Origin of the sequence: Streptomyces sp. DH10, assembly GCF_029813805.1 — a bacterium.
Taxonomy (GTDB): domain Bacteria; phylum Actinomycetota; class Actinomycetes; order Streptomycetales; family Streptomycetaceae; genus Streptomyces; species Streptomyces coeruleofuscus.
On the sequence record NZ_JARVKU010000008.1, the window covers coordinates 271671 to 295685 of the forward strand.

Consider the following 24015-nt stretch of genomic DNA (forward strand, 5'->3'; position numbering starts at 1 on the left):
CCGGGGCCTTAGCTCAGTTGGTAGAGCGCTGTCTTTGCATGGCAGATGTCAGGGGTTCGACTCCCCTAGGCTCCACTCTGGAAGGTCCTCCGAACTGCGGAAACGTGGTGCGGAGGGCCTTTTTCGTGGTCTGGCGGGTGTCGTCGACGCATGTTTCACGTGAAACAGCACGGCGGGGCGGGAGACTCCTCGAGGCTCTCCAAATTGAGCCTCAAGTCTCCCGCCCCGCCGTGCTGTTGAGCCGTAGCCGGGCCTTCGGATCCGGTGGCGTCCGTCAGGAACGGTCGTCGCGCCGGGCGGACTCGTCCTCCGCCTGCTTCGCCTCGACCTCCGGGTCCAGAACGGACTCACCGCTGCCGTCCACAGAGGCCAGACGGCCCGACTCGGGGACCTCCGTCGCGGCGGGTGGCTCCACCAGCCAGTCAGGGTTGGCCTGCTTGTCCCACCACTTCCAGGCCGCGAAGGCACCGCCCGCGACGGCGCCCAGGATGGCCAGCGTCTTCATGGCCCGGCCGGCCCTCGCCCGCCGCTCATGCTTGCGGATCAGCTTCTGGACCTCCTTCGACGAGACCTGACCGCGCAGCGCGGCCATCGCGGCCACACTCCGGGCAGCGGCCTCGCTCGTGACGGGCACGGCCGCGGCCACCGCCTGCTCGAGCCTCGGCCTGGAGTACTCCGCCGCCTGTCGGGCGGCCTTGCGTGTGCGGACGGCGGCCTCGTGGGCGGCCTGGTCGACCTTCGGCGGCACATGCGTGCGGGCCTGGTCCAGATACGGCTGCACATGGGCGCCGTACTGGACGCGTGCCTGCCCTGCGGCCTGCGTCACCTTGGGCGCTAGCCGTACGCGTGCCTCGTGTGCGTAGTGCGCGGCCCTGTCCTTGGCCGTGTCGGCGTAGGGCGCCACCACTTCCGCGGCGTGCAGCACGCTGTCCTTCGCCGAACCAGTCGCGGCGCGCACGCTGTCGATGCGGGTCACGGGTTCCTCCTCCTCGGTGGCGTACGGTATTTCGACTTTCCACCCTTTTACGGATCATGCCTCCCGGTGCGCCGCGAGGCATGCGCGGGCGGGCATCCGGGTCACGGGCCCCGGCCCCAGGCCCTCTCCGGACGAAAACCGATCAAGAGCGGACCGAGTGCTGATCAGGAGCCGATCGCATGCAATAGCGGATGAACAGGGGTCAACAGGAGCTTGTCGTCGACAATGCCACGGATCGCCGTCGTGCGCCCCCGCCCCGGGACTACTCGACTGGTTTTCTGCAAGCGATCGGCTCCGTTTACCCCCGGTGAACGGAGGTCGGGCGACGCGGAGCCCCGTCCATGCGAGGATCAGGGAGTCACGGAAAGACAACGGAAGGCAGATCGTGGCTGAGCAGCTCTACGCCACCCTGAAGACCAATCACGGCGACATCGAAGTCCGGCTTCTGCCGAACCACGCCCCGAAGACGGTCAAGAACTTCGTCGAGCTCGCCCAGGGCGAGCGGGAGTGGACCCACCCGGAGACGGGTCAGAAGACCACGGACAGGCTCTACGACGGCACGGTCTTCCACCGGGTGATCAGTGGCTTCATGATCCAGGGCGGTGACCCGCTGGGCAACGGCACCGGCGGTCCCGGCTACCAGTTCGAGGACGAGTTCCACCCGGACCTGCGCTTCGACAAGCCCTACCTGCTGGCGATGGCCAACGCCGGCCCGGGCACCAACGGCTCGCAGTTCTTCATCACCGTCTCCCCGACGGCGTGGCTGAACCGCAAGCACACCATCTTCGGCGAGGTCACCGACGCGGCCAGCCAGAAGGTCGTGGACACCATCGCCACGGCCCAGACGAACCCGCGTACCGACCGTCCGCTCAACGACGTGGTCATCGAGTCGGTCGTCATCGAGACCCGCTGAGCGCGGAAGCCCCCACTGGGAACCAATCGCCCCGCTCGTCCGTAAAGATGAGCGGGGCGGGCTTTCTCATCACGACCTAGGGGATCTCATGGACGACCAGGCTGCGGGCAGCCCGCAGGACGCCCACAGCGTCCCCATGTGCTACCGCCACCCGGGCCGCGAGACCGGCATCCGCTGCACCCGCTGCGAGCGCCCGATCTGTCCCGAGTGCATGGTCGACGCCTCAGTCGGCTTCCAGTGCCCCGAGTGCGTCCGCGGCGGCTCCGGCACCGGTCACGCGCCCACGGCGGCCATGCCCCGGACGATCGCGGGCGGCGCCGTCACCGCCGACCCCCGCCTGCTGACCAAGATCCTCGTCGGGATCAACCTGGCGGTGTTCATCGCCGTCTCCGTCCGCGAGTCGCTACTGACCGACCTCGTCCTGCTCGGCGCCTGGCCGCCCGCGCCCTTCACGCCCACACAGGGCGTGGCGGGAGGCGAGTGGTACCGCATGGTGACCTCGGTGTTCACCCACCAGGAGATCTGGCACATCGCGTTCAACATGCTCAGCCTGTGGTGGCTCGGCGGCCCGCTCGAAGCGGCTCTCGGCCGCGTCCGCTACCTCGCGCTCTACTTGATCTCGGGCCTCGCGGGCAGCGCCCTGGCCTATCTGCTGACCTCACCGAGCACGGCGACGCTGGGCGCCTCCGGCGCGATCTTCGGCCTCTTCGGCGCCACGGCCGTGCTGATGCGCCGGCACAACTACGACATGCGGCCGATCATCGCGCTGTTGGTGATCAACCTGATCTTCACCTTCAGCCCGGGCTTCAACATCTCCTGGCAGGCCCACATCGGGGGCCTCGTCGCCGGTGTCGTCGTCGGATACGCCATGGTCCACGCCCCGCGCGAGCGACGCGCCCTGATCCAGTACGGCACGTGTGCGCTGGTCCTCGGCCTTGTCGTCCTGTTGACCCTGTTGAGGACGGCCCAGCTCAGCTGAGCGCGGGCGTTGTCCACAGCGGGTGGCGGATCTTGTGCACACTGTGCGGGAACACATGTACCCCCTGTCACTGACCTGCATTTCCGCAGGTCAGGCAGGGGGCGAACAAGTTTTCGAGTCGCGGTACTTCCGTCATACCGGCGTCAACACTCAACGAGTTATCCACAGATCGTCGTTTCTTTTCCACCTGTGGAAAACGGCTGTGGATAACTCAGTGAACAGCCCTGGGCAGAGCTGGGTTCACCTGCGGATTACCGCTACTTCCACTGGGTCGAGACACCGAATCCGGCGGCGATGAAGCCGAAGCCCACCACGATGTTCCAGTTGCCCAGCGCGTCGATGGGCAGCGAGCCGTCGGTGACGTAGAAGACCACGATCCAGGCCAGGCCGATGAGGAACATGGCCAGCATGACGGGTGCGACCCAGGCACGGCTGTTCAGCTTGATGGCGGTCGTCTGCTTCGCAGGCGGCGGCGTGTAGTCGGCCTTCTTGCGGATACGTGACTTCGGCACGAGGGTCTCTCCTGTCGATGCGCTGCGTGGCCGCGCAGGGAACTGAGTCGGTCTCGGGGCAGCGTAAGGGGACTCTGAGTGCTCCCCCGGGCGTCCGTTAGCGTAGTGCTTCCGTGGCGCCGAAGGAGATAAGGGTACGTTGAGCAATTCTGCCGACTCCCCCGGGACGGGATCCACCCCTGAGCGCGCGCGCCGTTTCCGGCCCGTGCGGATCCTCACGGCGGCCGTCTTCGCTCTCGCGGGACTCATTTTCTTCACCAGCTTCAACACCGCCAAGGGCACCAACATCCGCACGGACACCTCGCTGCTGAAGCTGTCCGATCTCATCGAGGAGCGCAGCAGGAAGAACGGCGGGCTGGACGAGACCAACGGGATCCTGCGCAAGGAGATAGAGGCACTCGCCGAGCGCGACGACGGCAGCACCAAGGCGGAGGACGAGAAGCTCGCCGCGCTGGAGAAGCGCGCGGGCACGCAGAAGCTCAAGGGCGAGTCGCTCACGGTCACCCTCAACGACGCTCCGCCGGACGCCACCGCCAAGCTGCCCGGCTATCCCGAGCCGCAGCCCGACTACCTGGTCATCCACCAGCAGGACCTCCAGGCCGTGGTGAACGCGCTGTGGCAGGGCGGGGCCAAGGGCATCAAGGTCATGGACCAGCGGCTGATCTCCACCAGCGCGGTGCGCTGCGTGGGCAACACCCTGATCCTCCAGGGTCGCGTCTACTCACCGCCGTACAAGATCACGGCGGTCGGCGACCCGGACAAGCTCCAGAAGGCGCTCGCGGCGTCCCCGGCGATCCAGAACTACATGGTCTACGTCAACGTCTACGGGCTCGGCTGGAAAGTCGAGGAGAACGGGCCGGTGACTCTTCCCGGCTACTCGGGCACAGTGGATCTGCACTACGCGAAGCCTGTGGAGGAGTAGAGCCTGGCCGGGGGAGCCGCCGGTGCGTGTGATCGTCAGGACCGTCAGCGAACTGTGCATCACCGTCGGCAGCGTGATCGTGCTGTTCGTCGTCTACGTGCTGTTCTGGACCGGCGTGAAGGCCGACGACGTCATGGACGACCAGATCGAACTGCTCCAGGAGCAGTGGGCGCGGCAGAGCACGCCCCCCGCGTCGGCCGGCTCCTCCACCGCGAACACCGCGAGCCCTCCGAAACCCGCGCCCTACGCCAAGGGCAGGCCTTTCGCGATCATGTACATCCCGCGTCTTGGTTTCACGTGGAACAAGCCGGTGCTCGAAGGCACGGCGACCGGCACTCTGAAGAAGGGCCTGGGTCACTATGCGGAGACCGCCCGGCTCGGGGAGAGGGGGAACTTCGCCGTCGCAGGCCACCGCCGGACCTATGGCGACCCCTTCAAGGACTTCCCCCAGCTGAGGCGGGGTGACGCCGTGGTGCTGACCGACGGCACGACATGGTTCACGTATCGGATCGACAAAGGCCCGTACAAAACAGTGCCCTCCGACATCGAGGTGATCGACCCTGTCCCACGTACATCCGGGTACACGCGTCCGGGCCGCTATCTGACGCTGACGACGTGCGAACCGGAATGGGGACACAGTCATCGGCTGATCGTCTGGGCGCACCTGGACTCCACCCAGCCTGTGGAGGCCGGGAAACCTGAGGCGTTGCGCCGTTAGTCTGGTGGCTGTACGGCGTAGGTCTGGTGCCGTGGTACGACGGAAGGGACGGCATGTACGGCTGGATCTGGCGGCATCTGCCGGGGAGCACGGGGGTGAAGGCGCTGATCTCACTCGCCCTGGTCGTGGCCGTGGTCTACGTCCTCTTCCAGTACGTCTTCCCGTGGGCGGAGCCGCTGCTGCCCTTCAACGATGTGACGGTGGACAACCAGTGAGTGCGCGCATTCTCGTTGTCGACAACTACGACAGCTTCGTCTTCAACCTGGTCCAGTACCTGTACCAGCTGGGCGCCGAGTGCGAGGTCCTGCGCAACGACGAGGTGTCGACGGCGCATGCCCAGGACGGCTTCGACGGGGTCCTGCTCTCCCCGGGCCCGGGTACGCCGGAGGAGGCGGGTGTCTGTGTCGACATGGTCCGGCACTGCGCCACCACGGGCGTCCCGGTTTTCGGCGTGTGCCTCGGCATGCAGTCGATGCAGGTGGCGTACGGGGGTGTGGTGGACCGCGCGCCCGAGCTGCTGCACGGCAAGACCTCGCTGGTCGAGCACACGAGCCGGGGTGTCTTCGCCGGCCTGCCCTCGCCCTTCACGGCGACGCGCTACCACTCGCTGGCCGCCGAGCCCGCCACGGTCCCGGCGGAGCTGGAGGTCACGGCCCGGACGCACGACGGCATCGTCATGGGTCTGAGGCATCGGGAACTTCCGGTCGAGGGCGTGCAGTTCCATCCCGAGTCGGTGCTGACCGAGCACGGGCACCGGATGCTGGCCAACTGGCTGGTGGAGTGCGGCGACGAGGGTGCGGTGGCGAGGTCGGCGGGGCTCGCCCCGGTGGTGGGCAGGGCCACGGCGTGACGGCGCTGCGCCCCGAGCGCGAGTCCGACACCTCGTACGGGCAGCAGTCGTACGGGGCGTCGGGTGCGTTCGAGGACTGGTCGGGTGGAGGGGCGTACGGTGCTTCTCCGCGGCCGGAACCGCAGCCGCAGTCGCAGCCGTACATGTCAGGGCCGGAGCCGCAGCCGTACGCCCAGGAGCCGGAGCCGTTCTCACCGGAGCCGTACGCGTCCGGGCCGGAGCCGTACCCGGCGTCGTACGAGCCCGTCCCGGACGAGCCGTACCCGCCTGTCGTCGACGAGGAGACGGTGGCGCTGCGGATACCGGATCCGCCGCCCGCGGCCGGTGACGCCATAGCCGGTTCTGAGGGCTCTTCCGCCACCCGGCACGATGGACCGGCCCACGGCGGCCGCGCGGCCCGCAGAAAGGCCTCCAAGCGCCGTCACGGGCGCCATGGCGGCGCTTCGGGCACCCGCTCGACCCAGGACTCGGCCCAGGGCCCGGCTCCGGAGGGGCGGCGGGCGCCGCTGTCGCGGGTCGAGGCGCGACGGCAGGCGCGGGCGCGCAAGCCGGGTGCGGCGGTGGTGGCAAGCCGGGCGATCGGTGAGGTGTTCATCACGACCGGCGTGCTGATGCTGCTGTTCGTGACCTACCAGCTGTGGTGGACGAATGTCCGGGCGCACGCGCAGGCCGGCAAGGAGGCCAGCAGCCTCCAGGACGACTGGGCGAACGGCAAGCGCAACCCGGGGGCCTTCGAGCCGGGGCAGGGCTTCGCCATCCTGCACATCCCCAAGCTGGACGTGGTGGTGCCGATCGCCGAGGGCACGAACAGCAAGGGTGTGCTCGACCGGGGCATGGTCGGCCACTACGCCGAGGGCGCGCTGAAGACCGCGATGCCCAGTGACAAGACCGGGAACTTCGGGCTCGCGGGCCACCGCAACACCCATGGAGAACCGTTCCGGTACATCAACAAGCTCACTCCGGGCGATCCGATCGTCGTGGAGACGCAGGACGAGTACTACGTCTACAAGATGGCGTCGATCCTGCCGGTCACCTCGCCCAGCAACACGAGCGTCCTGAATCCCGTCCCCGCGGGGTCGGGGTTCACCGAGCCCGGCCGCTACATCACGCTGACCACGTGCACGCCGGAGTTCACCAGCAAGTACCGGATGATCGTCTGGGGCAAGATGGTCGAGGAACGGCCGCGCAGCAAGGGCAAGCCGGATGCGCTCGTCAGTTAAGGGCAGATGACCAGTGGCAGCGACCACCGACACGGAGCACGAAGAGCACACCGGCGCGGCGGCGTCCCGGCCGTCCGCGGCCCGGCGCCGTCCCGGCCCGATCGCCATGGCGGTGAGCGTCTTCGGGGAACTCCTCATCACCGCGGGACTGGTCCTGGGCCTGTTCGTCGCCTACTCGCTCTGGTGGACGAACGTGGTCGCCGACCGTGCGGCCGGGAAGCAGGCGGACCAGGTCCGTGACGACTGGGCTCACGGCCGGGGCGGGCCCGGCGCGCTGGACACGAAGAACGGCATCGGGTTCCTGCATGTGCCGGCGATGAGCAACGACGAGGTTCTGGTCGAGAAGGGCACGTCGAACAAGATCCTCAACGACGGTGTCGCCGGGTACTACACCGATCCCGTCAAGTCGGCCCTGCCGATGTCGGGCAAGACCGGCAACTTCTCCCTCGCCGCCCACCGGGACGGTCACGGCGCCGCGTTCCACAACATCGACAAGATCGAGAAGGGCGACCCGATCGTCTTCGAGACGAAGGACAAGTGGTACGTCTACAAGGTCTACGGCATCCTTCCCGAGACCTCGAAGTACAACGTCAAGGTGCTCTCGGCGGTGCCCAAGGAGTCCGGCAAGAAGAAGCCGGGCCACTACATCACGCTGACGACGTGCACCCCGGTGTACACGAGCACGTACCGCTACATCGTGTGGGGCGAACTGGACCGGGTGGACAAGGTGGACGCGGACCGGACGCCGCCCGAGGAACTGCGCTGAACGGCCTTGCTCCCGAGAGGAACGACAAACGGCAGAGCCTCCTGAACCGTTGACCCCGACAGTCGTCGAGCAGCTCAGGAGGCCCAGCCGGGTCGGCTGCTGTCAGCAGTGTCGTTGTCCTGCTGATCGATCAGGCACGTGCCGCCCGGAGTCGTTCCGGCCCCGCACTTCCAGATGTTGACCACCATGAGCTTGGTGGTGCCGGTGCCCCAGTAGGTGTCGACGACCGCGGCGCAAGCAGGCGGTGGAAGCAAAACTGATGGACCATCATGTGAGTAAGGTCACCGTCGCCGGACGGCCATCCGCGTGGCTCCGCACAGGAAAACCCCGGCACCTCTCCGGGTGCCGGGGTCGCCCGCTGAGGTCAGTCCTCCTCGCGGCCGGTGATGCCGCCGAAGATGCCGCCGTTGCCGCCCCCACCGTTGTTGTTGCCGCCGTTGCCGCCGAGGCCGACGGTCTGGAGGGTGATCGTCGTGCCCGCGGGGTCGTCGACCTCCTGGTTCCCTTGCGGGTCCTGGCCGGAGACGATGGCGGTGTCGCTCTGGTCGCTGCCGCCCGCGAACTGGATGTTCGCGAAGCCTTCCGCCGCCAGGATCTGCTTGGCCTGGCCGACCGTCTGGCCGACGACCTGGGGCACGCGCTTCTTCTGCTCTTGCTTCTTCTTGCCGATCTGGATGTTGACCGACGAGTTCTTGTCGACGGAGGTGCCGGCCTGCGGTGTGGTCGCGATGACCTTGCCGACCTGGTTGTCGTCGTCGGTCTCCACCTCGGTGCAGTTGCCGACCAGGTTGCTGGCCTGCATCTGCTGCTTGGCCGCGTCACAGTCCCGGCCGAGCACGTCCGGAACGGTGGACTTCGCCGCCTCCTTGGCGATGGTGAGGGTGATGGTGGAGCCCTTCTCCACCTCCTCGCCCAGGCGCGGGTTCTGTTCGAGTACGGTGCCGGGGTCCTCCGGGGACTCCTTCGACTCCGTCTCGACCTCGAACTCGTACTTGTCGCTCTCCAGCGTCGCCTTGGCGTCGTCCAGGCTGTCGCCGACGACGCTCGGCACCGCGACCTTCGGCGCCCCGGTCGACACCACGAGGTTGATGGTGTCGCCCTTCTTGACATCGACCCCGGCGTTCGGGTCCTGGTCGCAGACGTTGCCCTTGGCCTGGTTCTCACAGGGTTTATTGGTGAAGGACAGTTCCAGGTCGGCGTTGGTGGCCAGCCTCTCGGCGGTCTGTTTCGTCTCACCGACGAAGTTGGGCGCCGCGAACGTGTCGTCGTTCACGCCTCCGTCGCCGCTGAACGCCCACCGCCCGATCAGGATGGCCCCGACCAGGACGAGGATGCCGGCCACGACCAGCAGGATCGTCGAGGTGTTGGACTTGCGCTGCTGCTGGCGGCGCCGGTCGGGGCGGTCGTCGTAGCCGTAACCGCCGTCGTCCGGGTTCATGGGGGGCAGCATCGACGTGGCGCCCGCGCCGGAGTCCGCGCGCAGGGCCGTCGTCGGCTGGTCGTCGGGGTAGCCGCCGTAGCCCGCCGCGCCCATCGCCGCCGTGGCCGCGACCGGCTGGCCGTCGAGGCAGGCCTCGATGTCGGCGCGCATCTCGTCGGCCGACTGGTAGCGGTAGTCGGGATCCTTGACCAACGCCTTCAGGACGATCGCGTCCATCTCGGGCGTGATCTCGGGGTCGAAGACGCTCGGCGCCTGCGGCTCTTCCCGGACGTGCTGGTACGCGACGGCGACCGGGGAGTCGCCGACGAAGGGGGGCCTCACCGTCAGGAGTTCGTAGAGCAGACAGCCGGTCGAGTAGAGGTCCGACCTGGCGTCGACCTGCTCGCCCTTCGCCTGCTCCGGCGAGAGGTACTGGGCCGTGCCGATGACCGCCGCGGTCTGCGTCATGGTCATGCCCGAGTCGCCCATGGCGCGGGCGATGCCGAAGTCCATCACCTTGACCTGGCCGTTGCGCGTCAGCATGACGTTCGCGGGCTTGATGTCGCGGTGGACGATGCCGTTGCGGTGGGCGTACTCCAGGCCCTGGAGGATGCCGATGGTCATCTCCATCGACCGCTCCGGCAGCAGCTTGCGGCCGGAGTGGAGCAGCTCGCGGAGCGTCGAGCCTTCTACGTACTCCATGACGATGTACGGGATCGAGACCCCGTCGATGTAGTCCTCGCCCGTGTCGTAGACCGCGACGATCGCGGGATGGTTGAGCGAGGCGGCCGACTGGGCCTCCCGGCGGAACCGGGCCTGGAAGGAAGGGTCACGCGCGAGATCCGCGCGCAGCGTCTTCACCGCCACGGTGCGGCCGAGGCGGGTGTCATGCGCGAGGTAGACCTCCGCCATGCCACCACGCCCGAGCACCTGGCCCAGTTCGTACCGGCCGCCGAGGCGACGCGGCTCTTCCATAGCTACCTACCAGCCCTCTCCGTCGGTCCCGACCGGAAGCTTGTACGGTCGGAGGCTGCCGTCCGGGCCTACCGTACCCGGCTCGCTTTGTGTGACCTGGCCAAGCCCGTCAGCCGATACAGGACCGGTATCGCAACGTGCACCGTTGTGAAGCAGACGTGAGCGGAGTCACTGCTTGCTCTTGAGGACAGCCTCCATCACGTTCCTCGCGATTGGCGCCGCGAGGCCGCCGCCGGAGATGTCGTCACGGACGGCGTTGTCGTCCTCGACCACGACCGCCACGGCCACCGGCGCGCTGCCGTCCTCACCCTTGGCGTAGGAGATGAACCACGCGTAGGGGTTCTCGCTGTTGTCGACACCGTGCTGGGCGGTACCGGTCTTGCCGCCCACCGTGACGCCCGAAATCTTGGCGTTGGAGCCCGTGCCCTTGTCGACGACCGTCTCCATCATCGACTGGAGCTTCTGGGCGTTCTCCGGGGACAGCGGCTGGCTGAGCTCCTCCGGCTCGGTCCTCTCGATGGTGTCGACGCTGCGCGCCTGGAGCTCCTCGACCATGTACGGCTTCATCAGCTTGCCGTCGTTGGCGACGGCCGAGGCCACCATGGCCATCTGGAGCGGGGTCGCGGCGGTGTTGAACTGGCCGATCGACGACAGCGCGGTCTCCGACGGGTTCATGTCGTCGGAGAACACCGAGGCGTTGGCGCGGACCGGCGTGAACTGCTCCTCGTCGAAGCCGAACTTCTTGGCCATGTCCAGCATCTTGTCGTTGCCGAGGTCGGAGCCGATCTTGCCGAAGACGGTGTTGCAGGAGTACTGGAGGGCCACCCGCAGTGTCGCGTTCTTGCAGGGGATGTTGCCCTCGTTCGGCAGCTTGGTGGTGGTGCCCTTCATGATCCACGGGTCGGGCGAGTCGGTCTTGCCGTCCGGGTCCGTGTACAGGCCGTCCTCGAGGGCGGCGGCCGCGGTGACCACCTTGAAGGTGGAGCCGGGCGGATAGGTCTCCCGCAGCGCCCGGTTGAGCATCGGGTCGTTCGGGTTGTTCTTCTTCTGGAGCTTCTGCCAGGCGTCGGTGTCCGTCGTCGTGGAGTTACCGGCGAAGGACGACGGGTCGTACGACGGGTAGGAGGCCAGGGACAGGATCTTGCCGGTGGACGGCTCGAGGGCGACGACGGCGCCCTTGCCACCCTGCTTCTTCAGGCCGTCGTAGGCGGCCTTCTGCGCGGCGGCGTTCAGCGTCGTGACGACGTTCCCGCCCTCCTGCTTCTTGCCGGTGAGCATGTCGAGGGTGTTGCGGAAGAAGAGCCGGTCGTCGTTGCCGGTGAGGATGCCGTCCTCGATGGACTCCAGCTGGGTCGCGCCGAAGGCCTGCGAGGCGTAGCCGGTGACCGGCGCCCACATCGGGCCGTTCTTGTAGGTGCGCTTGAACTTGAAGTCGCTGCCCGACGTCTCGGCGGAACCGGTGATCGGCTTGCCGTCGACGATGATGTCGCCGCGCGGGGAGGCGTAGCGCTCGATGGTGACGCGGCGGTTGTTCTTGTCGGTCCTGAGCTCGTCGGCCTGGACGTACTGGATCCAGTTGTCGCGGATGAGCAGTGCCAGGACGAGCAGACCGCAGAAGACCGCGATCCGGCGCAGGGGCTTGTTCATGACGGGCGGACCACCTGAGTCATCTCGGCGTCGGGATTGCCGGCCGGGGCCGGCGCCGGGCGGCGTGCGGTGTCGCTGATGCGCAGCAGGATGCCGATCAGGGCCCAGTTGGCGATCACGGAGGAACCGCCGTAGGCCACGAACGGCAGCGTCATACCGGTCAGCGGGATGAGGCCCATCACACCGCCGGCCACGACGAATACCTGGAGGGCGAAGGCGCCGGACAGGCCGACGGCCAGCAGCTTGCCGAACGGGTCGCGGGCCGCGAGTGCCGTGCGTACACCCCGCTCGACGATCAGGCCGTAGAGCAGCAGGATCGCCATGACGCCCGCCAGGCCCAGCTCCTCGCCGAAGGTGGCGAGGATGAAGTCGGAGTTGGCGGCGAAGCCGATGAGGTCGGAGTTGCCCTGACCGAGGCCGGTGCCGAGCGTGCCGCCGGAGCCGAAGGCCCACAGGGCCTGCATGGCCTGCTCGGAGTGGACGACGCCGTCGCTGACTCCGGCGCGGCTGAGCTGGTACTCGCGCATCGGGTCGAGCCAGGCCTGCACACGCGTCTGGATGTGGGGTTCGAAGCTCGCCACGCCGACGGCGCCGACCGCGGACATCAGCAGACCGAAGACGATCCAGCTGGTCCGCTCGGTGGCGACGTACAGCATGATGACGAACATTCCGAAGAACAGCAGCGACGTACCGAGGTCGGTCTCGAAGACCAGGATGAGGATCGAGATGACCCAGACGACGAGGATCGGACCCAGGTCGCGGCCCCGCGGCAGGTACAGGCCCATGAAGCGGCGGCTGGCCAGGGCGAGGGCGTCTCTCTTGACCATGAGGTAGCCGGCGAAGAAGACCGCCAGGGCGATCTTGGCGAACTCACCGGGCTGGAGCGTGCCGAGGCCGGGGATCTTGATCCAGATCTTGGCGCCGTAGATGTTCGCGCCGAGTCCCGGCACGAGCGGCAGGACGAGCAGGAACAGCGCGCCGGCCATGGAGATGTAGGTGTAGCGCTGCAGGACGCGGTGGTCCTTGAGGAAGATCAGCACGGCCACCAGGAGGGCGACGCCCATCGCGGAGTACAGCAGCTGACGGGGAGCCGCCTCGACGAACGTGCTGCTCGCCTGGAGCTTCTTCGACTGGTCCAGCCGCCAGATGACGACCAGACCGAGCCCGTTCAGCAGCGTCGCCAGCGGCAGCATCAGCGGGTCCGCGTACGGCGCGAACTTCCGTACGGCGAGATGGCCGACGCCCGCGAGCAGGCCGAGTCCGAGCCCGTAGCTCAGCAGGCCCGGCGGCACCGAGTCGTTGATGGCCAGCCCGACGTTGGCATAGGCGAACACCGGAATGACCACGGCGAACGCCAGCAGCGCCAGCTCGGTGTTGCGCCGGCTCGGCGCGCCGATCGCGCCGATCGTGGACGTGTGGTGCGTCGGCGATGTGTTCGTACCGCTCATCGTGTAACAGGGCCTCTCACGGCTTGCCTACTGCTTACCGCACAGCGAGACGACCTTCTGCTCTTCCTCCGAGAGGCCGGGGCCGGGGCTGGGAGTAGGTGCGGTCGTGGACGGGTTCGGGGACTTCTCAGGCGTCGACGGCGAGCCCGACGGGTTCGACGGGTTCGCCGTCGGTGTGGCCTTGGACGTGAAGGAGGCGGGAGTGGTTCCCGTGGTGCCCCCGGCCTCGCCTTCGCCGGTCTTGGAGTTGTTCCGGCTCTCGGCTTGGCGCCGCTGCGCCTCCTTCTTGCACGCGGAGGCCTGCACCGACAGTTCCTGGATCTTCGCCTGGGCGTTCTCCAGCCCGCCCTCGGCGATGGTCGCCTCGACCAGCTTCTGCTGGTAGGGCGGCAGGTACTTGAGTTCGATCTCGGGGTGGTCCTTCTCGACCTTCGAGAGCGACACCCACGCCAGGTCCTGGCTGATGCCCCGGTACAGCGCGACATGCTCGCCCTCGGCGCCGACGTAGTACTGCGTCTGCGTCCAGCGCCAGCCGCCGTACAGGCCGCCGCCGATGACGGCCAGCGCCAGGGCGCCGTAGAAGGATCTCTTCAGCCAGCGGCCCTTCTTGCGGGGCTTGTCGAAGTCGTCGTCGCCGTAGCCCAGGCCTGCCGCCGGGATGTAGCCGGTGGTGTCACCGGAACCGGGCGGGCCGAACTCGCCGCCGCCGCCCTGGCCGTGCCCCTGGCGGCCGAGGCCGGAGGCGCGGCCGGCGGGGGTCTGCATGAAGGAGTTGTCCTGCAGCTGGTGCTGGTTCTCGGCGACGGCGCCGACCACCACCGGGGTGTCGGACAGCTGCCCCGCGAGGGTGTCGCCGGTGTCGAGGTCGAGGACGTCGGCGACGATGACGGTGATGTTGTCCGGGCCGCCGCCGCGCAGTGCCAGCTCGATCAGGTTCTGGACGGTCTCCTGGGGGCCCTGGTAGCTGGCGAGGGTGTCCTCCAGGGTCTGGTGGGACACCACGCCGGACAGGCCGTCGGAGCAGATCAGGTAGCGGTCGCCGGCGCGGACCTCGCGGATGGACAGGTCCGGTTCGACGTGGTCCCCGCTGCCGAGCGCGCGCATGAGGAGCGAGCGCTGCGGGTGGGTGGTGGCCTCTTCCTCGGTGATGCGGCCCTCGTCGACCAGGCGCTGCACCCAGGTGTGGTCCTGTGTGATCTGCGTCAGGACGCCGTCGCGCAGGAGGTACGCGCGGGAGTCGCCGACGTGGACCAGACCGAGGCGCTGGCCGGTCCAGAGCAGGGCGGTGAGGGTGGTCCCCATGCCCTCCAGCTGGGGATCCTCCTCGACCATCGAGCGCAGCTGGTCGTTGGCGCGCTGTACGGCCGTGCCGAGCGAGGTGAGGATGTCGGAGCCGGGGACGTCGTCGTCGAGCGCGACGATCGTGGAGATGGCCTCGGAGGAGGCGACCTCGCCCGCCGCGGCGCCGCCCATGCCGTCGGCGATGGCGAGCAGGCGCGGGCCGGCGTATCCGGAGTCCTCGTTGCCCTCCCGGATCATCCCCTTGTGCGATCCGGCCGCGAAGCGCAGTGACAGACTCATGCGCACCTCGCCTGTCGGCTCCGGGTACAGCCGGTCGTGTCGAGCCACACTGCCCACCCTCCGGTCGGGAGCGCGCCGGGGCCCGGGGTGGGGCCCGCCACTGCGTGCTCGCTCCGCTCGCTCATTGTCGTACTACTTCCGCAGCTCGATGACGGTCTTGCCGATGCGGATCGGCGCGCCCAGCGCAATCGGTGTGGGAGTCGTCAGCCGGTTCCGGTCCAGGTACGTGCCGTTGGTGGAGCCGAGGTCCTCGACGATCCACTGGCCGTCGCGGTCCGGATAGATCCTGGCATGGCGGCTGGAGGCGTAGTCGTCGTCCAGCACGATCGTCGAGTCGTGCGCCCGGCCCAGGGTGATGGTCTGGCCCTGGAGCGCGACCGTGGTGCCGGTGAGGGTGCCCTCGGTCACGACCAGCTTGGTGGGGGCGTTACGGCCGCGCCGGCCGCCGCCGGACTGCTGGCGTTGCTGCGGTGGCGCCTGGCGGGCGGCCTGCTGCTGCCGGCCGGCCTCCCGGCGCGATCCGCGCTGGGTGACGCGCGTACCGAACAGGTCGCTCCGGATGACCTGCACGGCCACGATCACGAACAGCCACAGAACGGCCAGGAAACCCAGCCGCATGACCGTGAGGGTCAGCTCTGACATTGCCCCCGCTTCACCCTTCGGCTTGCCGGTAAATGATGGTGGTGCTGCCCACGACGATCCGCGAGCCGTCGCGGAGCGTAGCGCGGGTGGTGTGCTGCCCGTCCACCACGATGCCGTTGGTGGATCCGAGATCCTGGATCGTCGAGGGCGTTCCGGTCCGGATCTCACAGTGCCGGCGGGAGACGCCGGGGTCGTCGATCCGCACGTCGGCGTCGGTGCTGCGGCCCAGCACCAGCGTCGGGCGGGAGATCTGATGGCGTGTGCCGTTGATCTCGATCCAGTGGCGGGTGCGTCCGCCGGCCGCCGGGGCGGCCGGGGGCCGCTGGGCGCCCGCGGGCTGCGGGTAGCCGTACCCGCCGGGGCGGCCGCCGGGCGGCGGCGCGGCCGGCATGGGCGGAGCGCCCGCGGGCGCGGCGGCCGGCGGGTAGCCGTAGCCGCCGGGGCGTCCGGCGGGCGGGGCGGCGGGCGCGGCGGCGCCTGACGGGGCCTGGCTGCTGGAGGAGGCGAGCGTGCGGCTGCGCACCCGGTACAGGCCGGTGTCCAGGTCCTCCGCCTTCTCCAGGTGCACCTTGATCGGGCCCATGAAGGTGTAGCGCTGCTGCTTGGCGTAGTCACGCACCATGCCGGCCAGCTCGTCGCCGAGCTGGCCGGAGTAGGGGCTGAGCCGCTCGAAGTCGGGCGTGCTCAGTTCCACGATGAAGTCGTTGGGTACGACCGTGCGGTCGCGGTTCCAGATGGTGGCGTTGTTGTCGCACTCGCGCTGGAGCGCGCCGGCGATCTCCACGGGCTGGACCTCGGACTTGAACACCTTGGCGAAGGTGCCGTTGACCAGACCTTCGAGACGCTGCTCGAACTTCTTCAGGACTCCCATGGGGCACCTCCTCCGTCGCTGCCGTCCTGTGTACTGCCCTGCGGGCCGCTTGCCTGGTACTGCTTACTGATCGTATCCACGCGCCGCTCGATCGGCTGGTTCCCCCTGTCAGCACGGCCGACGGATGTCGACGCATGACGAAGTTCCCTGTGGAGCTCCCCTTCGAACTCCTCCGGTGGTACGGCTGCCGCGCAACCGCTCTCGCGTACTCCTGACAAGGATCGTAGAGGCGGCCGAAGACCAGTGTCCCGCACCCGGCTGTGGACCCCGACCCCCTGCTGGGGAGACGGGGGGTACCGGTACGAGGTTGATACGTGAAGCGCTGCGCGTTGATACGTGGCCACGGCACCGAAGGCTCGGAGGCGGTTCTGCCTGCGGAAGAAGGGATGTGAATCCACCCCGCCCCGCGTGCTAATGTTCTCGGTGTCGGAAGGCGCCAGGCCCCCAGGGGGCAGGAGCCCACGACACACCCAATGCGCGGGTGGCGGAATAGGCAGACGCGCTGGATTCAGGTTCCAGTGCCCGCAAGGGCGTGGGGGTTCAACTCCCCCCTCGCGCACCGTCGGAACGGGCGGCATCGATCAGATGCCGCCCGTTTCTCGTGTCTGCGGATGTGACGGTTGTCTCGCGGCACCCGGGGTTGCGCTGGTGTGAGGAAGCTCTCAGGCCTGGCCGGCTCGGGCGTCCCCCAGCGATCGGCCGGGGGCGAAGCGTTCCCGTACGGCGGGGTCGTCGAGGTGGCGGGCCGGGTAGCCGGGGCCGGTGCGGGCGGTCATGTCCTGGTGGCGCAGTTGCTCGCCGCAGGAGGAGCAGACGACCCGGGCCTCCGCGTCGTGGTCGCAGGGCGTGTGGTGCAGGACCACCGGGGCGCCCTCGTCGCCGGCCAGCCAGCGGTCGCCCCAGGCGTTGATCGCGGCGAGTACGCCGAAGAAGTCGCGGCCCTTGTCCGTCAGCAGGTACTCGTGGCGGACCGGGTCGCTCTGGTAGGCCTGCCGCCGCAGCAGGCCCTCGGCCTCCAGGCGCCGCAGCCGGTCGGTGAGGGTGTTGCGGGCGATGCCGAGCGAGCCGATGAAGCCGTCGAAGCGGGATTCTCCGTAGAAGACCTCGCGCAGCACCAGCAGGCTCCAGGCGTCGCCCAGGATGTCGGCGGTGCGGGCGATGGAGCAGGGCCAGGTGTCGAACGAGGTCCGTTTCACGGCTGCCAGGTTATCGGTTTCATCATGAGATGGACCGGCCCCGGCGTCCCTGTGCCCGTCACTCCCGTACGCCCGCCGGTACCGCCGGGCGGCGGCGCAGGGCGAGTGCGGCCGGGGCGAGTGCGGAGGTCGTGGCGAGGAGGGCGCAGACGGCTGTGGTCGTGCCGAGGGCCTGCCACGGGAGCTCGATCGTGACCGGGGCCGACAGCATGGCGAGGGCGCCGGCCATGCCGGCCAGGTTGACGGCGGCGACCAGGAGCCCGAGGAGGGCGCCGGCCGTCACGACCGTCAGGGCCTCGGCGCCGGTCAGCCGCAGGACCTGCCACCGGGTGGCTCCGGTCAGCCGCAGTACGGCCAGGTCGCGGGCCCGGTCGGACGTCGCCATGACCATGGTGTTGGCCACGGAGATGCCCGTGTAGAGGAGGGCGATGCCGAGGACCAGCAGGAGGCCGAGGCGGGTGGTGCGGTTCGTCTCGGGGTGGGTGGCCCGGATCCACGCCTCGCGGGTGAGGATCTGCCCGTTCCCGGGGCCGAGTGCCTCGCGCACAGCGGTGGCGACGGTGTTCGGGTCCGCGTCGTCGGCCAGGGCCACGTCGATCCGGTCGACCGTGGCGCCCGGGGCGTTGCGCGGGGTGACGTAGACGCCGTTGTCGCCGGTGCCGGTGGTCATCACCGCGGCGATCCGCAGGGTGCGCGGCGTTCCGTCGCCGAGCCAGACACGGACCCGGTCGCCGACCCGGTGCCGCTGCCACTCCTCGTTGACGATGATCGAGTCGTCGTCGAGACCGGTCACCGCGCCGGCGGCCAGCGGGAGACGGGTGGTGGCCGCGAGGGGGCCGGGGGTGGCGGCGCGGGCCTCGGAGCGGACGAGGGCGACGTCGTCCTCCAGGACGTGGACGGCCGTCGACGACGTCGGCGACATCTCAGTGCCCGGGACGGCGCGCAGTCGGCGCAGGGCGGACTCGTCGAAGCCGGTGCCGGCGGGCGGGGTCACGACGAAGGCGGCGGTGGTGCGCTCGCTCGTCTCGGCGGTCTTCGCCCGGTTCAGGGTCGCGGTGGCGCCGAGCAGGGAACCCGCGAGGGCGACGGTGACCAGGACGGGGGCCGCGAGCGCGGCGGTGCGGCGCATCCCGGCGGCGGCGTTCTCGCCGACCAGCATGGCGCAGGCGCCCGGCAGCCGCGTCAGCAGCCGGGTCAGGGGACGCAGCACGAGTGGGGAGAGCAGGGCGGCCGCGGTGATCAGCAGCATCGGGCGGCTGATGTAGGACTTGCGGTGCAGCAGGTCGGCCGGGTCGCCGGCCAGGGACAGGCCCAGGGTCACGGCGGCCGCCAGCACCAGGGCCGTGCCGCACAGCAGGCGGCCCCGGGTGATGGTCCCGCTCTCCGCCGACGCCTCGCGCAGCGCCTCGGTGGGGCCGGTGCGGCCGGCCCGCCAGGACGCCGCGGTCGCTCCGCACAGCGCGACGAGCAGGCCGGTCCAGAAGGCAGCGTGGTACGGCCAGGTGTGGTCGCCGATGGTGAACCAGGCCGGGGCGAGGCCGTTGCCGACGACCCAGGACGCGAGGCGGGGCGCCGCGTGGGAGCCGAGGGCACAGCCGGTGGCCGACGCGAGAGCGCCGACGGCGAGGGCCTCGGTGAGGACGCTCCGGCGGATCTGGCCCGGGGTAACCCCGGCGGTGCGCAGCAGGGCGAACTCCCGGCGCCGCTGGGCCACCGCGAAGGCGAAGGTCGACGCCACGACGAACACCGACACGAAGGCGGTGACGCCGCCGGCGGTGCCGAACAGGGAGTTCATCGCCGTGAGCGCCTCGCCGTCCCGGCCGGGCTCGGCGTCGGCGAGGCGGCGGGCGTTCCCGGTGAGGACCTGGGCCCTGTCGCCCACCGCCTCCCGTACGGCTGCCGGATCGGCCTCGACAGCCAGCTGAGTGACCGAGGGGGACAGTCGTGCCGCGCGGGCGTCGGTGAAGAACACGGCGTTCTCGAAGCCGCGTGAGGTGAGCGTGCCGACGACGCGTACCGGGCCCCGGTCGGTGTGGAGCTGCCCGCCCGGGCGGGTCCAGTCGCCGGTGACGGCGACCTCGTCGGCGGCGCGGGGGGCCCGTCCGGCGGCGAGGTCGTAGGGGGCGAAGGCGGCGGTGGACCAGGGGTGGCCGACGAGGTCCGTGGGGGCGTCCGAGGCTTTCGTGGCGTGGACGGTGAAGGTCCTGTCCGCCACGACCGGCCCCAGCTCCCGCAACTCGGCGAGGGTCGAGGCGGGGACCGGGCGCGGGTGGGCGAGCCGGGACTCGCTGTCGCCGATCGGGGTCGGTACACGCAGCGTGTCCTGGCCCCTGACGACCACCGGCGCCGCCGCGAAGCGTTCGGGGGCGCGCTCCGGGGCGGTGGCCGACGACGCCAGGGCCAGGCCCGTCACGGTCAGCAGTGCCACGCCCAGACAGAGCGCGACGAAACTGCCGGTGAAGGTGACCCAGCGGGTGCGCAGGGTGCGCAGGGTGACGCTCAGCACGGCACGGCCTCCAGTCGGGTCATGCGCGCGGCGACGGCGTCGGCGCTCGGAGCGGTCAACTCCCCGTGGACGCGCCCGTCGACGAGGAACAGCACGCGGTCGGCGTGGGCGGCGGCCACCGGGTCGTGCGTGACCATGACGACCGTCTGGCCCTCGCGGTCGACCATCCCGCGCAGCAGCCCGAGCACCTCGCGGCCGGTCCGCGTGTCCAGGGCGCCGGTCGGTTCGTCGGCGAACAGCACGTCCGGGCGGGTGATCAACGCGCGGGCCAGGGCGACGCGTTGCTGCTGTCCGCCCGACAGCTGCCCGGGTCTGTGCCGGGCCCGTTCGGCGAGGCCGACCTGCTGGAGCGCTTGGCGCACCCGGGCCTTCGGGACGCGCCGGCCGGCCAGGCGCAGGGGCAGGGCGACGTTCTGTTCGGCGGTCAGCGCGGGCAGCAGGTTGAACGCCTGGAAGACGAACCCGACGCGCTCGCGGCGCAGCAGGGTCAGCCGCCGCTCGCTCAGTCCGGTCAGTTCCGTGCCGGCGACGGTGACCGAGCCGGAGGTGGGCCGGTCCAGGCCGGCGGCGCACTGGAGCAGGGTCGACTTGCCGGAGCCGGAGGGGCCCATGACGGCGGTGAAGGTCCCGGCGGGGAACGCCAGGGTGACGTCGTCGAGTGCGGTCACGGATCCGTACGCCCTGGTGACGGAGTCCAGCCGGACGGCGTCGTGTGTCATGGGTACGGAGTCCAGCCGGATGGCGTCGTGTGCCATGGGTACGGAGTCCAGCCGGATGGTGTCGTGTGCCATGGGTTCCCCCTGGTGTCGGTTGTGTTTCCACGAAACCGGGTGGGGGCGGGCCGGCGCAGTGCGGCGGGGCCTAGACCTGGGGTAGGGCCAGGCATACCCTCCGGCCTCCGCCTGAGCCCATGGCCGGGGCCCCGGCCCGCTTCTACGGTGATCCCATGCATCCTCGGAACGTGTGGCAGGCGATGTCCGGCCCCGGCTATCTGCTGCGGGCGTGGCCGTGGCGGTCGGCCGGATACCTGCTCACCGGCGCGGTGACCGGTGCCGTCGTGCTCGTGGGGATCGTGGTCTCGCTGGCGGCCGGCGGAGTGCTCGCCCTCGCGCTGGTGGGGCTGCCCCTGCTGCTGGGGACAGTGCTGGCTGGCATTCCGGTGGCGGCTCTCGAGCGGTTCCGGCTGCGGCTGGTCGACGCGGAGCCGGCGTCCGACCCGCACGAGACGCCCGGGGAGCCGGGGCTGCGGGCCTGGCTGTCGACCCGGTTGCGGGAGCGGGCCACCTGGCGGGAGCTGGGCCACGCCCTGCTGTTCGCGGGGCTGTTGTGGCCGGTCGACGCTCTCGCGTTCGCCGTCTTCCTGCTGGGGCCGCTCTCCGTGGTGGCGACTCCGCTGCTCATGGCCGTCTTCGGAGAGGCGAAGGTGCTCAAGGTGTGGCTGGTCACCACCTGGCCGGCTGCCGCCGGGTTCGCCGTCCTCGGACTGGTCCTGCTCGCCCTGGGCGCCTACCTGCTGGGCGTCGCGGCCGGTGCGCGGGCCGGGCTGGTGAGGCTGCTGATCGCCCCGCGCGAGGCCGACCTGGGGGCCAGGGTCGTCGAACTGGCCCGTTCCCGGGTGCGGTTGGTGGACGCCTTCGAGGCGGAACGGCGGCGGATCGAGCGCGATCTGCACGACGGGGCGCAGCAGCGGCTCGTCGCCCTGACGATGACGCTCGGCCTGGCCCGGCTGGACGCCCCGCCGGGCCCGCTGGCCGACCAGCTCACCAAGGCCCACGAGCAGGCGGGCACGGCCCTCGCGGAACTGCGCGAGCTCATCCACGGCATCCACCCCAAGGTCCTCGCCGACTACGGCCTCGAAGCCGCCGTCGCCGACGCCGCCGACCGCTCGGCCGTGCCCGTGGACGTCGACCTGGAGCTGCCCGGGCGGCTCTCCCAAGCCGTCGAGGCCGCCGCGTACTTCGTGGTGTGCGAGGCGCTCGCCAACGTGGGCAGGCACAGCGGGGCGAGCCGGGTGGAGGTGAGCGGCGGGCTGAGCGACGGCCGGCTGGTCCTCCAGGTCCGCGACGACGGGCGCGGGGGCGCGCGGGCCGGGGAGGGCAGCGGGCTGACCGGACTCGCCGACCGGGTGTCGGTCCTCGATGGCAGACTCTCCCTGTCCAGTCCGCCCGGCGGACCGACCCTGCTGCGTGTGGAGATCCCTTGTGGCCCTGCGAGTTGAGCGACCGCTGCGCGTGGTCCTGGCCGAGGACAGCGTGCTGCTGCGGGACGGGCTCGTCGGGCTGCTCGAACGCTGCGGACACGAGGTCGTCGCGGCCGTGGGGGACGCCGGGGCGCTGATCAGGGCCGTCGAGGAGCACGCCCCCGACGTGGTCGTGACGGACGTGCGGATGCCGCCCGGGTTCCAGGACGAGGGCCTGCACGCGGCCGTGCGGCTGCGCGGGGAGCGGCCCACGCTGCCCGTCCTGGTCCTCAGCCAGTACGTGCAGCGCCGCTACGCCGCCGAGCTGCTGGACTCCGGCGACGGCACGGGCGTGGGCTATCTGCTCAAGGACCGTGTCGGCCAGGTCGAGGAGTTCGTCGAGGCGCTCGGGAAGGTGGCGGACGGGGGCACGGTCGTCGACCCCGAGGTCGTACGGCAGTTGCTGCGCCGCCGCCGCGATCCGCTGGAGCGGCTCACCCCGCGCGAGCGGGAGGTGCTGGCGCTGATCGCGGAGGGCAGGTCCAACGGCGCGATCGCCCGCGAACTGGTCGTCTCCGAGGCGGCCGTCGGCAAGCACATCTCCGGCATCCTCACCAAGCTGGACCTGCCGCCGGCGGACGAGACCCATCGCCGGGTGCTGGCCGTGCTGGCGTATCTGCGGGCGTAGGGATGGCGGGACTGTCGGGCCGATCCGGCCGGACCCCATGCCTTCGGCCCGCCCGTGCGTTGTGGAAAAACCAGCGAGTTGGTTTCATTGCGTCGCCATCAGAGCCCTCCACGGGAGCCAGGGGTGACCAAACAGGACCGGGCCGTCCGGACCCGTCTCGCGCTGATCCGGTCGGCGGCCGAGCAGTTCCAGGCACGGGGATACGTCCGGGCCAGTCTGTCGGAGATCAGCGCGGGAGCCGGCGTCAGCTCCGGCGCGCTGCACTTCCACTTCGCGAACAAGGCCGCCGTGGCCGAGGCCGTCGAGCACGCGGCCGCCCGTGCCCTGCGCCAGGTCGCGGGCCGCGGCCGCGGCGGCGACGGGTGCGCCCTCCAGCGCCTCGTGGACGTCACGCACCACGTCGCCCGGCTGCTGTGCGCCGACGTGGTGGTGCGCGCGGGGCTGCGGCTCAACGCCGAGGCGGTCGCCGGACGGGTGCGGGACCTGCGCCGGGAGTGGCGGGAGTGCGTGCACGAGTTGCTGCTCCAGGCGGAGCGCAAGGGGGAACTCGCCGCCGGGATGCCGCCGCACCGCTCCAGCGCCGTCGTCCTCGCCGCCACGACAGGCATCGAGGTGCTGGCCCGGGAGGACCCCGGCTGGCTCGCCCGGCCCTCCCTGACCGACCTGTGGCACCTGCTCCTGCCGTGCGTGGCCGCGCCGCACCTGGCCGGCGCGCTGGACCCGGCCGGGACCGAGCCGGACCACGCGGATGCGGACCTCGGCAGGGAGCCGGACGTCGGCACGGCGCCGGACGTCAGCGGGGAGCCGGACGTCCGCAGGGACACCGACGGGGCGTTGGAGGAGCCGGGCCGGGCGGGGCTGGCGCTGCGGTAGCGGAGCGTCCCGGTCGACTTTCGGTCGGCTTTCCGGATGGCTTCCGGTCGGCCTCCCCATGGCTGACAGTCAGTGAAGCGGTGGCCAAAACAAACCGGTTGCCAAGTTTTTTCGTCACTTCGATCGCACGATG

At 70.2% G+C, this 24015-nt stretch carries 23 protein-coding genes and 2 tRNA genes; 13 read left to right on the forward strand and 12 right to left on the reverse strand.

Translation table 11 applies throughout. The annotated features are described in order from the left end of the window. The first annotated feature begins 2 nt into the window (after positions 1 to 2). Positions 3 to 75: transfer RNA gene (locus tag QC385_RS19410), tRNA-Ala, on the forward strand. 199 nt (positions 76 to 274) lie between these two features. On the opposite strand, the gene QC385_RS19415 is transcribed toward QC385_RS19410, so the two are convergent. Beyond that, positions 275 to 976 (reverse strand): DUF5324 family protein, encoded by a 702-nt coding sequence (locus QC385_RS19415; protein ID WP_279542567.1) that lies wholly within the window; start codon positions 974 to 976, stop codon positions 275 to 277. Between the two features lie 385 nt (positions 977 to 1361). Between QC385_RS19415 and QC385_RS19420 the strand changes: the two genes are divergently transcribed. Both QC385_RS19420 and QC385_RS19425 read left to right on the forward strand, forming a co-directional pair. After that, positions 1362 to 1889 carry a peptidylprolyl isomerase gene (locus QC385_RS19420; RefSeq protein ID WP_086846250.1) on the forward strand — a complete coding sequence of 176 codons (528 nt, stop codon included), beginning with the start codon at positions 1362 to 1364 and terminating at the stop codon, positions 1887 to 1889. A gap of 88 nt (positions 1890 to 1977) precedes the next feature. After that, complete coding sequence (locus tag QC385_RS19425; RefSeq protein WP_279542568.1) at positions 1978 to 2868, forward strand: rhomboid family intramembrane serine protease; 891 nt, start codon at positions 1978 to 1980, stop codon at positions 2866 to 2868. A gap of 257 nt (positions 2869 to 3125) precedes the next feature. Here QC385_RS19425 and crgA read toward each other — a convergent pair whose 3' ends face one another. Further along, the gene (gene crgA / locus QC385_RS19430) at positions 3126 to 3380 is read right to left on the reverse strand and encodes a cell division protein CrgA (RefSeq protein WP_086846254.1); all 255 of its coding nucleotides are present in this window, start codon (positions 3378 to 3380) and stop codon (positions 3126 to 3128) included. A gap of 139 nt (positions 3381 to 3519) precedes the next feature. Here crgA and QC385_RS19435 point away from each other — a divergent pair, with 139 nt between their 5' ends. The 6 genes from QC385_RS19435 to QC385_RS19460 are packed head-to-tail and all read left to right on the forward strand — an operon-like array spanning position 3520 to position 7856. Beyond that, a complete protein-coding gene (locus tag QC385_RS19435) occupies positions 3520 to 4302 on the forward strand; it encodes a DUF881 domain-containing protein (RefSeq protein ID WP_279542569.1) in 783 nt (260 codons plus the stop codon). 22 nt (positions 4303 to 4324) lie between these two features. Next, complete coding sequence (locus QC385_RS19440) at positions 4325 to 5020, forward strand: class E sortase (RefSeq protein ID WP_279542570.1); 696 nt, start codon at positions 4325 to 4327, stop codon at positions 5018 to 5020. A 53-nt stretch (positions 5021 to 5073) separates the two neighbouring features. Next, complete coding sequence (locus tag QC385_RS19445) at positions 5074 to 5235, forward strand: hypothetical protein (RefSeq protein WP_279542571.1); 162 nt, start codon at positions 5074 to 5076, stop codon at positions 5233 to 5235. Beyond that, a complete protein-coding gene (locus QC385_RS19450; protein ID WP_279542572.1) occupies positions 5232 to 5870 on the forward strand; it encodes an aminodeoxychorismate/anthranilate synthase component II in 639 nt (212 codons plus the stop codon). Before QC385_RS19445 ends, QC385_RS19450 begins: the two co-directional genes overlap by 4 nt. Next, the gene (locus tag QC385_RS19455; protein ID WP_279542573.1) at positions 5867 to 7090 is read left to right on the forward strand and encodes a class E sortase; all 1224 of its coding nucleotides are present in this window, start codon (positions 5867 to 5869) and stop codon (positions 7088 to 7090) included. The genes QC385_RS19450 and QC385_RS19455 overlap by 4 nt, the downstream gene beginning before the upstream one ends. Before the next feature lie 13 nt (positions 7091 to 7103). Beyond that, positions 7104 to 7856 (forward strand): class E sortase, encoded by a 753-nt coding sequence (locus QC385_RS19460; RefSeq protein ID WP_279542574.1) that lies wholly within the window; start codon positions 7104 to 7106, stop codon positions 7854 to 7856. A 74-nt stretch (positions 7857 to 7930) separates the two neighbouring features. Here QC385_RS19460 and QC385_RS19465 read toward each other — a convergent pair whose 3' ends face one another. The 7 genes from QC385_RS19465 to QC385_RS19495 all read right to left on the reverse strand — a co-directional run bounded on the left by QC385_RS19465 (position 7931) and on the right by QC385_RS19495 (position 16440). After that, complete coding sequence (locus QC385_RS19465; RefSeq protein WP_279542575.1) at positions 7931 to 8110, reverse strand: hypothetical protein; 180 nt, start codon at positions 8108 to 8110, stop codon at positions 7931 to 7933. A gap of 110 nt (positions 8111 to 8220) precedes the next feature. Further along, positions 8221 to 10251 carry a Stk1 family PASTA domain-containing Ser/Thr kinase gene (pknB, locus tag QC385_RS19470; protein ID WP_279542576.1) on the reverse strand — a complete coding sequence of 677 codons (2031 nt, stop codon included), beginning with the start codon at positions 10249 to 10251 and terminating at the stop codon, positions 8221 to 8223. A gap of 168 nt (positions 10252 to 10419) precedes the next feature. Continuing rightward, the gene (locus QC385_RS19475) at positions 10420 to 11898 is read right to left on the reverse strand and encodes a peptidoglycan D,D-transpeptidase FtsI family protein (protein WP_279542577.1); all 1479 of its coding nucleotides are present in this window, start codon (positions 11896 to 11898) and stop codon (positions 10420 to 10422) included. Next, entirely contained in the window at positions 11895 to 13346 is a 1452-nt protein-coding gene (locus QC385_RS19480) for an FtsW/RodA/SpoVE family cell cycle protein (protein ID WP_279542578.1), read from the reverse strand. The genes QC385_RS19475 and QC385_RS19480 overlap by 4 nt, the downstream gene beginning before the upstream one ends. A gap of 27 nt (positions 13347 to 13373) precedes the next feature. Further along, positions 13374 to 14927, reverse strand: coding sequence for a Stp1/IreP family PP2C-type Ser/Thr phosphatase (locus QC385_RS19485; protein ID WP_279542579.1), 1554 nt, complete (start codon positions 14925 to 14927; stop codon positions 13374 to 13376). A 132-nt stretch (positions 14928 to 15059) separates the two neighbouring features. Continuing rightward, positions 15060 to 15569 carry an FHA domain-containing protein FhaB/FipA gene (locus QC385_RS19490; RefSeq protein WP_020273104.1) on the reverse strand — a complete coding sequence of 170 codons (510 nt, stop codon included), beginning with the start codon at positions 15567 to 15569 and terminating at the stop codon, positions 15060 to 15062. 10 nt (positions 15570 to 15579) lie between these two features. Further along, positions 15580 to 16440, reverse strand: coding sequence for a DUF3662 and FHA domain-containing protein (locus QC385_RS19495; RefSeq protein ID WP_279542580.1), 861 nt, complete (start codon positions 16438 to 16440; stop codon positions 15580 to 15582). Between the two features lie 475 nt (positions 16441 to 16915). Here QC385_RS19495 and QC385_RS19500 point away from each other — a divergent pair. Continuing rightward, a tRNA-Leu gene (locus QC385_RS19500) sits at positions 16916 to 16999 on the forward strand. 103 nt (positions 17000 to 17102) lie between these two features. Here the strand turns inward: QC385_RS19500 and QC385_RS19505 are convergent. Genes QC385_RS19505 through QC385_RS19515 form a run of 3 tightly spaced genes read right to left on the reverse strand, consistent with a single transcriptional unit; the run spans position 17103 to position 20861 of the window. Continuing rightward, positions 17103 to 17636 (reverse strand): winged helix-turn-helix transcriptional regulator, encoded by a 534-nt coding sequence (locus tag QC385_RS19505; protein ID WP_279542581.1) that lies wholly within the window; start codon positions 17634 to 17636, stop codon positions 17103 to 17105. Positions 17637 to 17694: 58 nt separating this feature from the next. Next, positions 17695 to 20142: an FtsX-like permease family protein gene (locus QC385_RS19510; RefSeq protein WP_279542582.1), complete on the reverse strand. Its 2448-nt coding sequence runs from the start codon at positions 20140 to 20142 to the stop codon at positions 17695 to 17697. Beyond that, positions 20136 to 20861, reverse strand: coding sequence for an ABC transporter ATP-binding protein (locus QC385_RS19515; protein WP_279542626.1), 726 nt, complete (start codon positions 20859 to 20861; stop codon positions 20136 to 20138). The genes QC385_RS19510 and QC385_RS19515 overlap by 7 nt, the downstream gene beginning before the upstream one ends. Before the next feature lie 227 nt (positions 20862 to 21088). Between QC385_RS19515 and QC385_RS19520 the strand changes: the two genes are divergently transcribed. The 3 genes from QC385_RS19520 to QC385_RS19530 all read left to right on the forward strand — a co-directional run bounded on the left by QC385_RS19520 (position 21089) and on the right by QC385_RS19530 (position 23882). Beyond that, positions 21089 to 22360 (forward strand): sensor histidine kinase, encoded by a 1272-nt coding sequence (locus tag QC385_RS19520; RefSeq protein ID WP_443032939.1) that lies wholly within the window; start codon positions 21089 to 21091, stop codon positions 22358 to 22360. Then, positions 22350 to 23009, forward strand: a complete 660-nt coding sequence (locus QC385_RS19525; protein WP_279542628.1) for a response regulator transcription factor — start codon at positions 22350 to 22352, stop codon at positions 23007 to 23009. Before QC385_RS19520 ends, QC385_RS19525 begins: the two co-directional genes overlap by 11 nt. 123 nt (positions 23010 to 23132) lie before the next feature. Next, complete coding sequence (locus QC385_RS19530) at positions 23133 to 23882, forward strand: ScbR family autoregulator-binding transcription factor (RefSeq protein WP_279542583.1); 750 nt, start codon at positions 23133 to 23135, stop codon at positions 23880 to 23882. Positions 23883 to 24015: the final 133 nt, after the last annotated feature.

What these genes read in the sequence shown, in the direction of transcription:
- QC385_RS19520 (WP_443032939.1), top strand. Translation starts at nt 21,089, where the DNA reads ATGCATCCTCGGAACGTGTGGCAGGCGATGTCCGGCCCCGGCTATCTG.
- QC385_RS19485 (WP_279542579.1), bottom strand. Translation starts at nt 14,927, where the DNA reads ATGAGTCTGTCACTGCGCTTCGCGGCCGGATCGCACAAGGGGATGATC.
- QC385_RS19490 (WP_020273104.1), bottom strand. Translation starts at nt 15,569, where the DNA reads ATGTCAGAGCTGACCCTCACGGTCATGCGGCTGGGTTTCCTGGCCGTT.
- QC385_RS19445 (WP_279542571.1), top strand. Translation starts at nt 5,074, where the DNA reads ATGTACGGCTGGATCTGGCGGCATCTGCCGGGGAGCACGGGGGTGAAG.
- QC385_RS19425 (WP_279542568.1), top strand. Translation starts at nt 1,978, where the DNA reads ATGGACGACCAGGCTGCGGGCAGCCCGCAGGACGCCCACAGCGTCCCC.
- QC385_RS19475 (WP_279542577.1), bottom strand. Translation starts at nt 11,898, where the DNA reads ATGAACAAGCCCCTGCGCCGGATCGCGGTCTTCTGCGGTCTGCTCGTC.
- QC385_RS19515 (WP_279542626.1), bottom strand. Translation starts at nt 20,861, where the DNA reads ATGACACACGACGCCGTCCGGCTGGACTCCGTCACCAGGGCGTACGGA.
- QC385_RS19480 (WP_279542578.1), bottom strand. Translation starts at nt 13,346, where the DNA reads ATGAGCGGTACGAACACATCGCCGACGCACCACACGTCCACGATCGGC.
- pknB (WP_279542576.1), bottom strand. Translation starts at nt 10,251, where the DNA reads ATGGAAGAGCCGCGTCGCCTCGGCGGCCGGTACGAACTGGGCCAGGTG.
- QC385_RS19495 (WP_279542580.1), bottom strand. Translation starts at nt 16,440, where the DNA reads ATGGGAGTCCTGAAGAAGTTCGAGCAGCGTCTCGAAGGTCTGGTCAAC.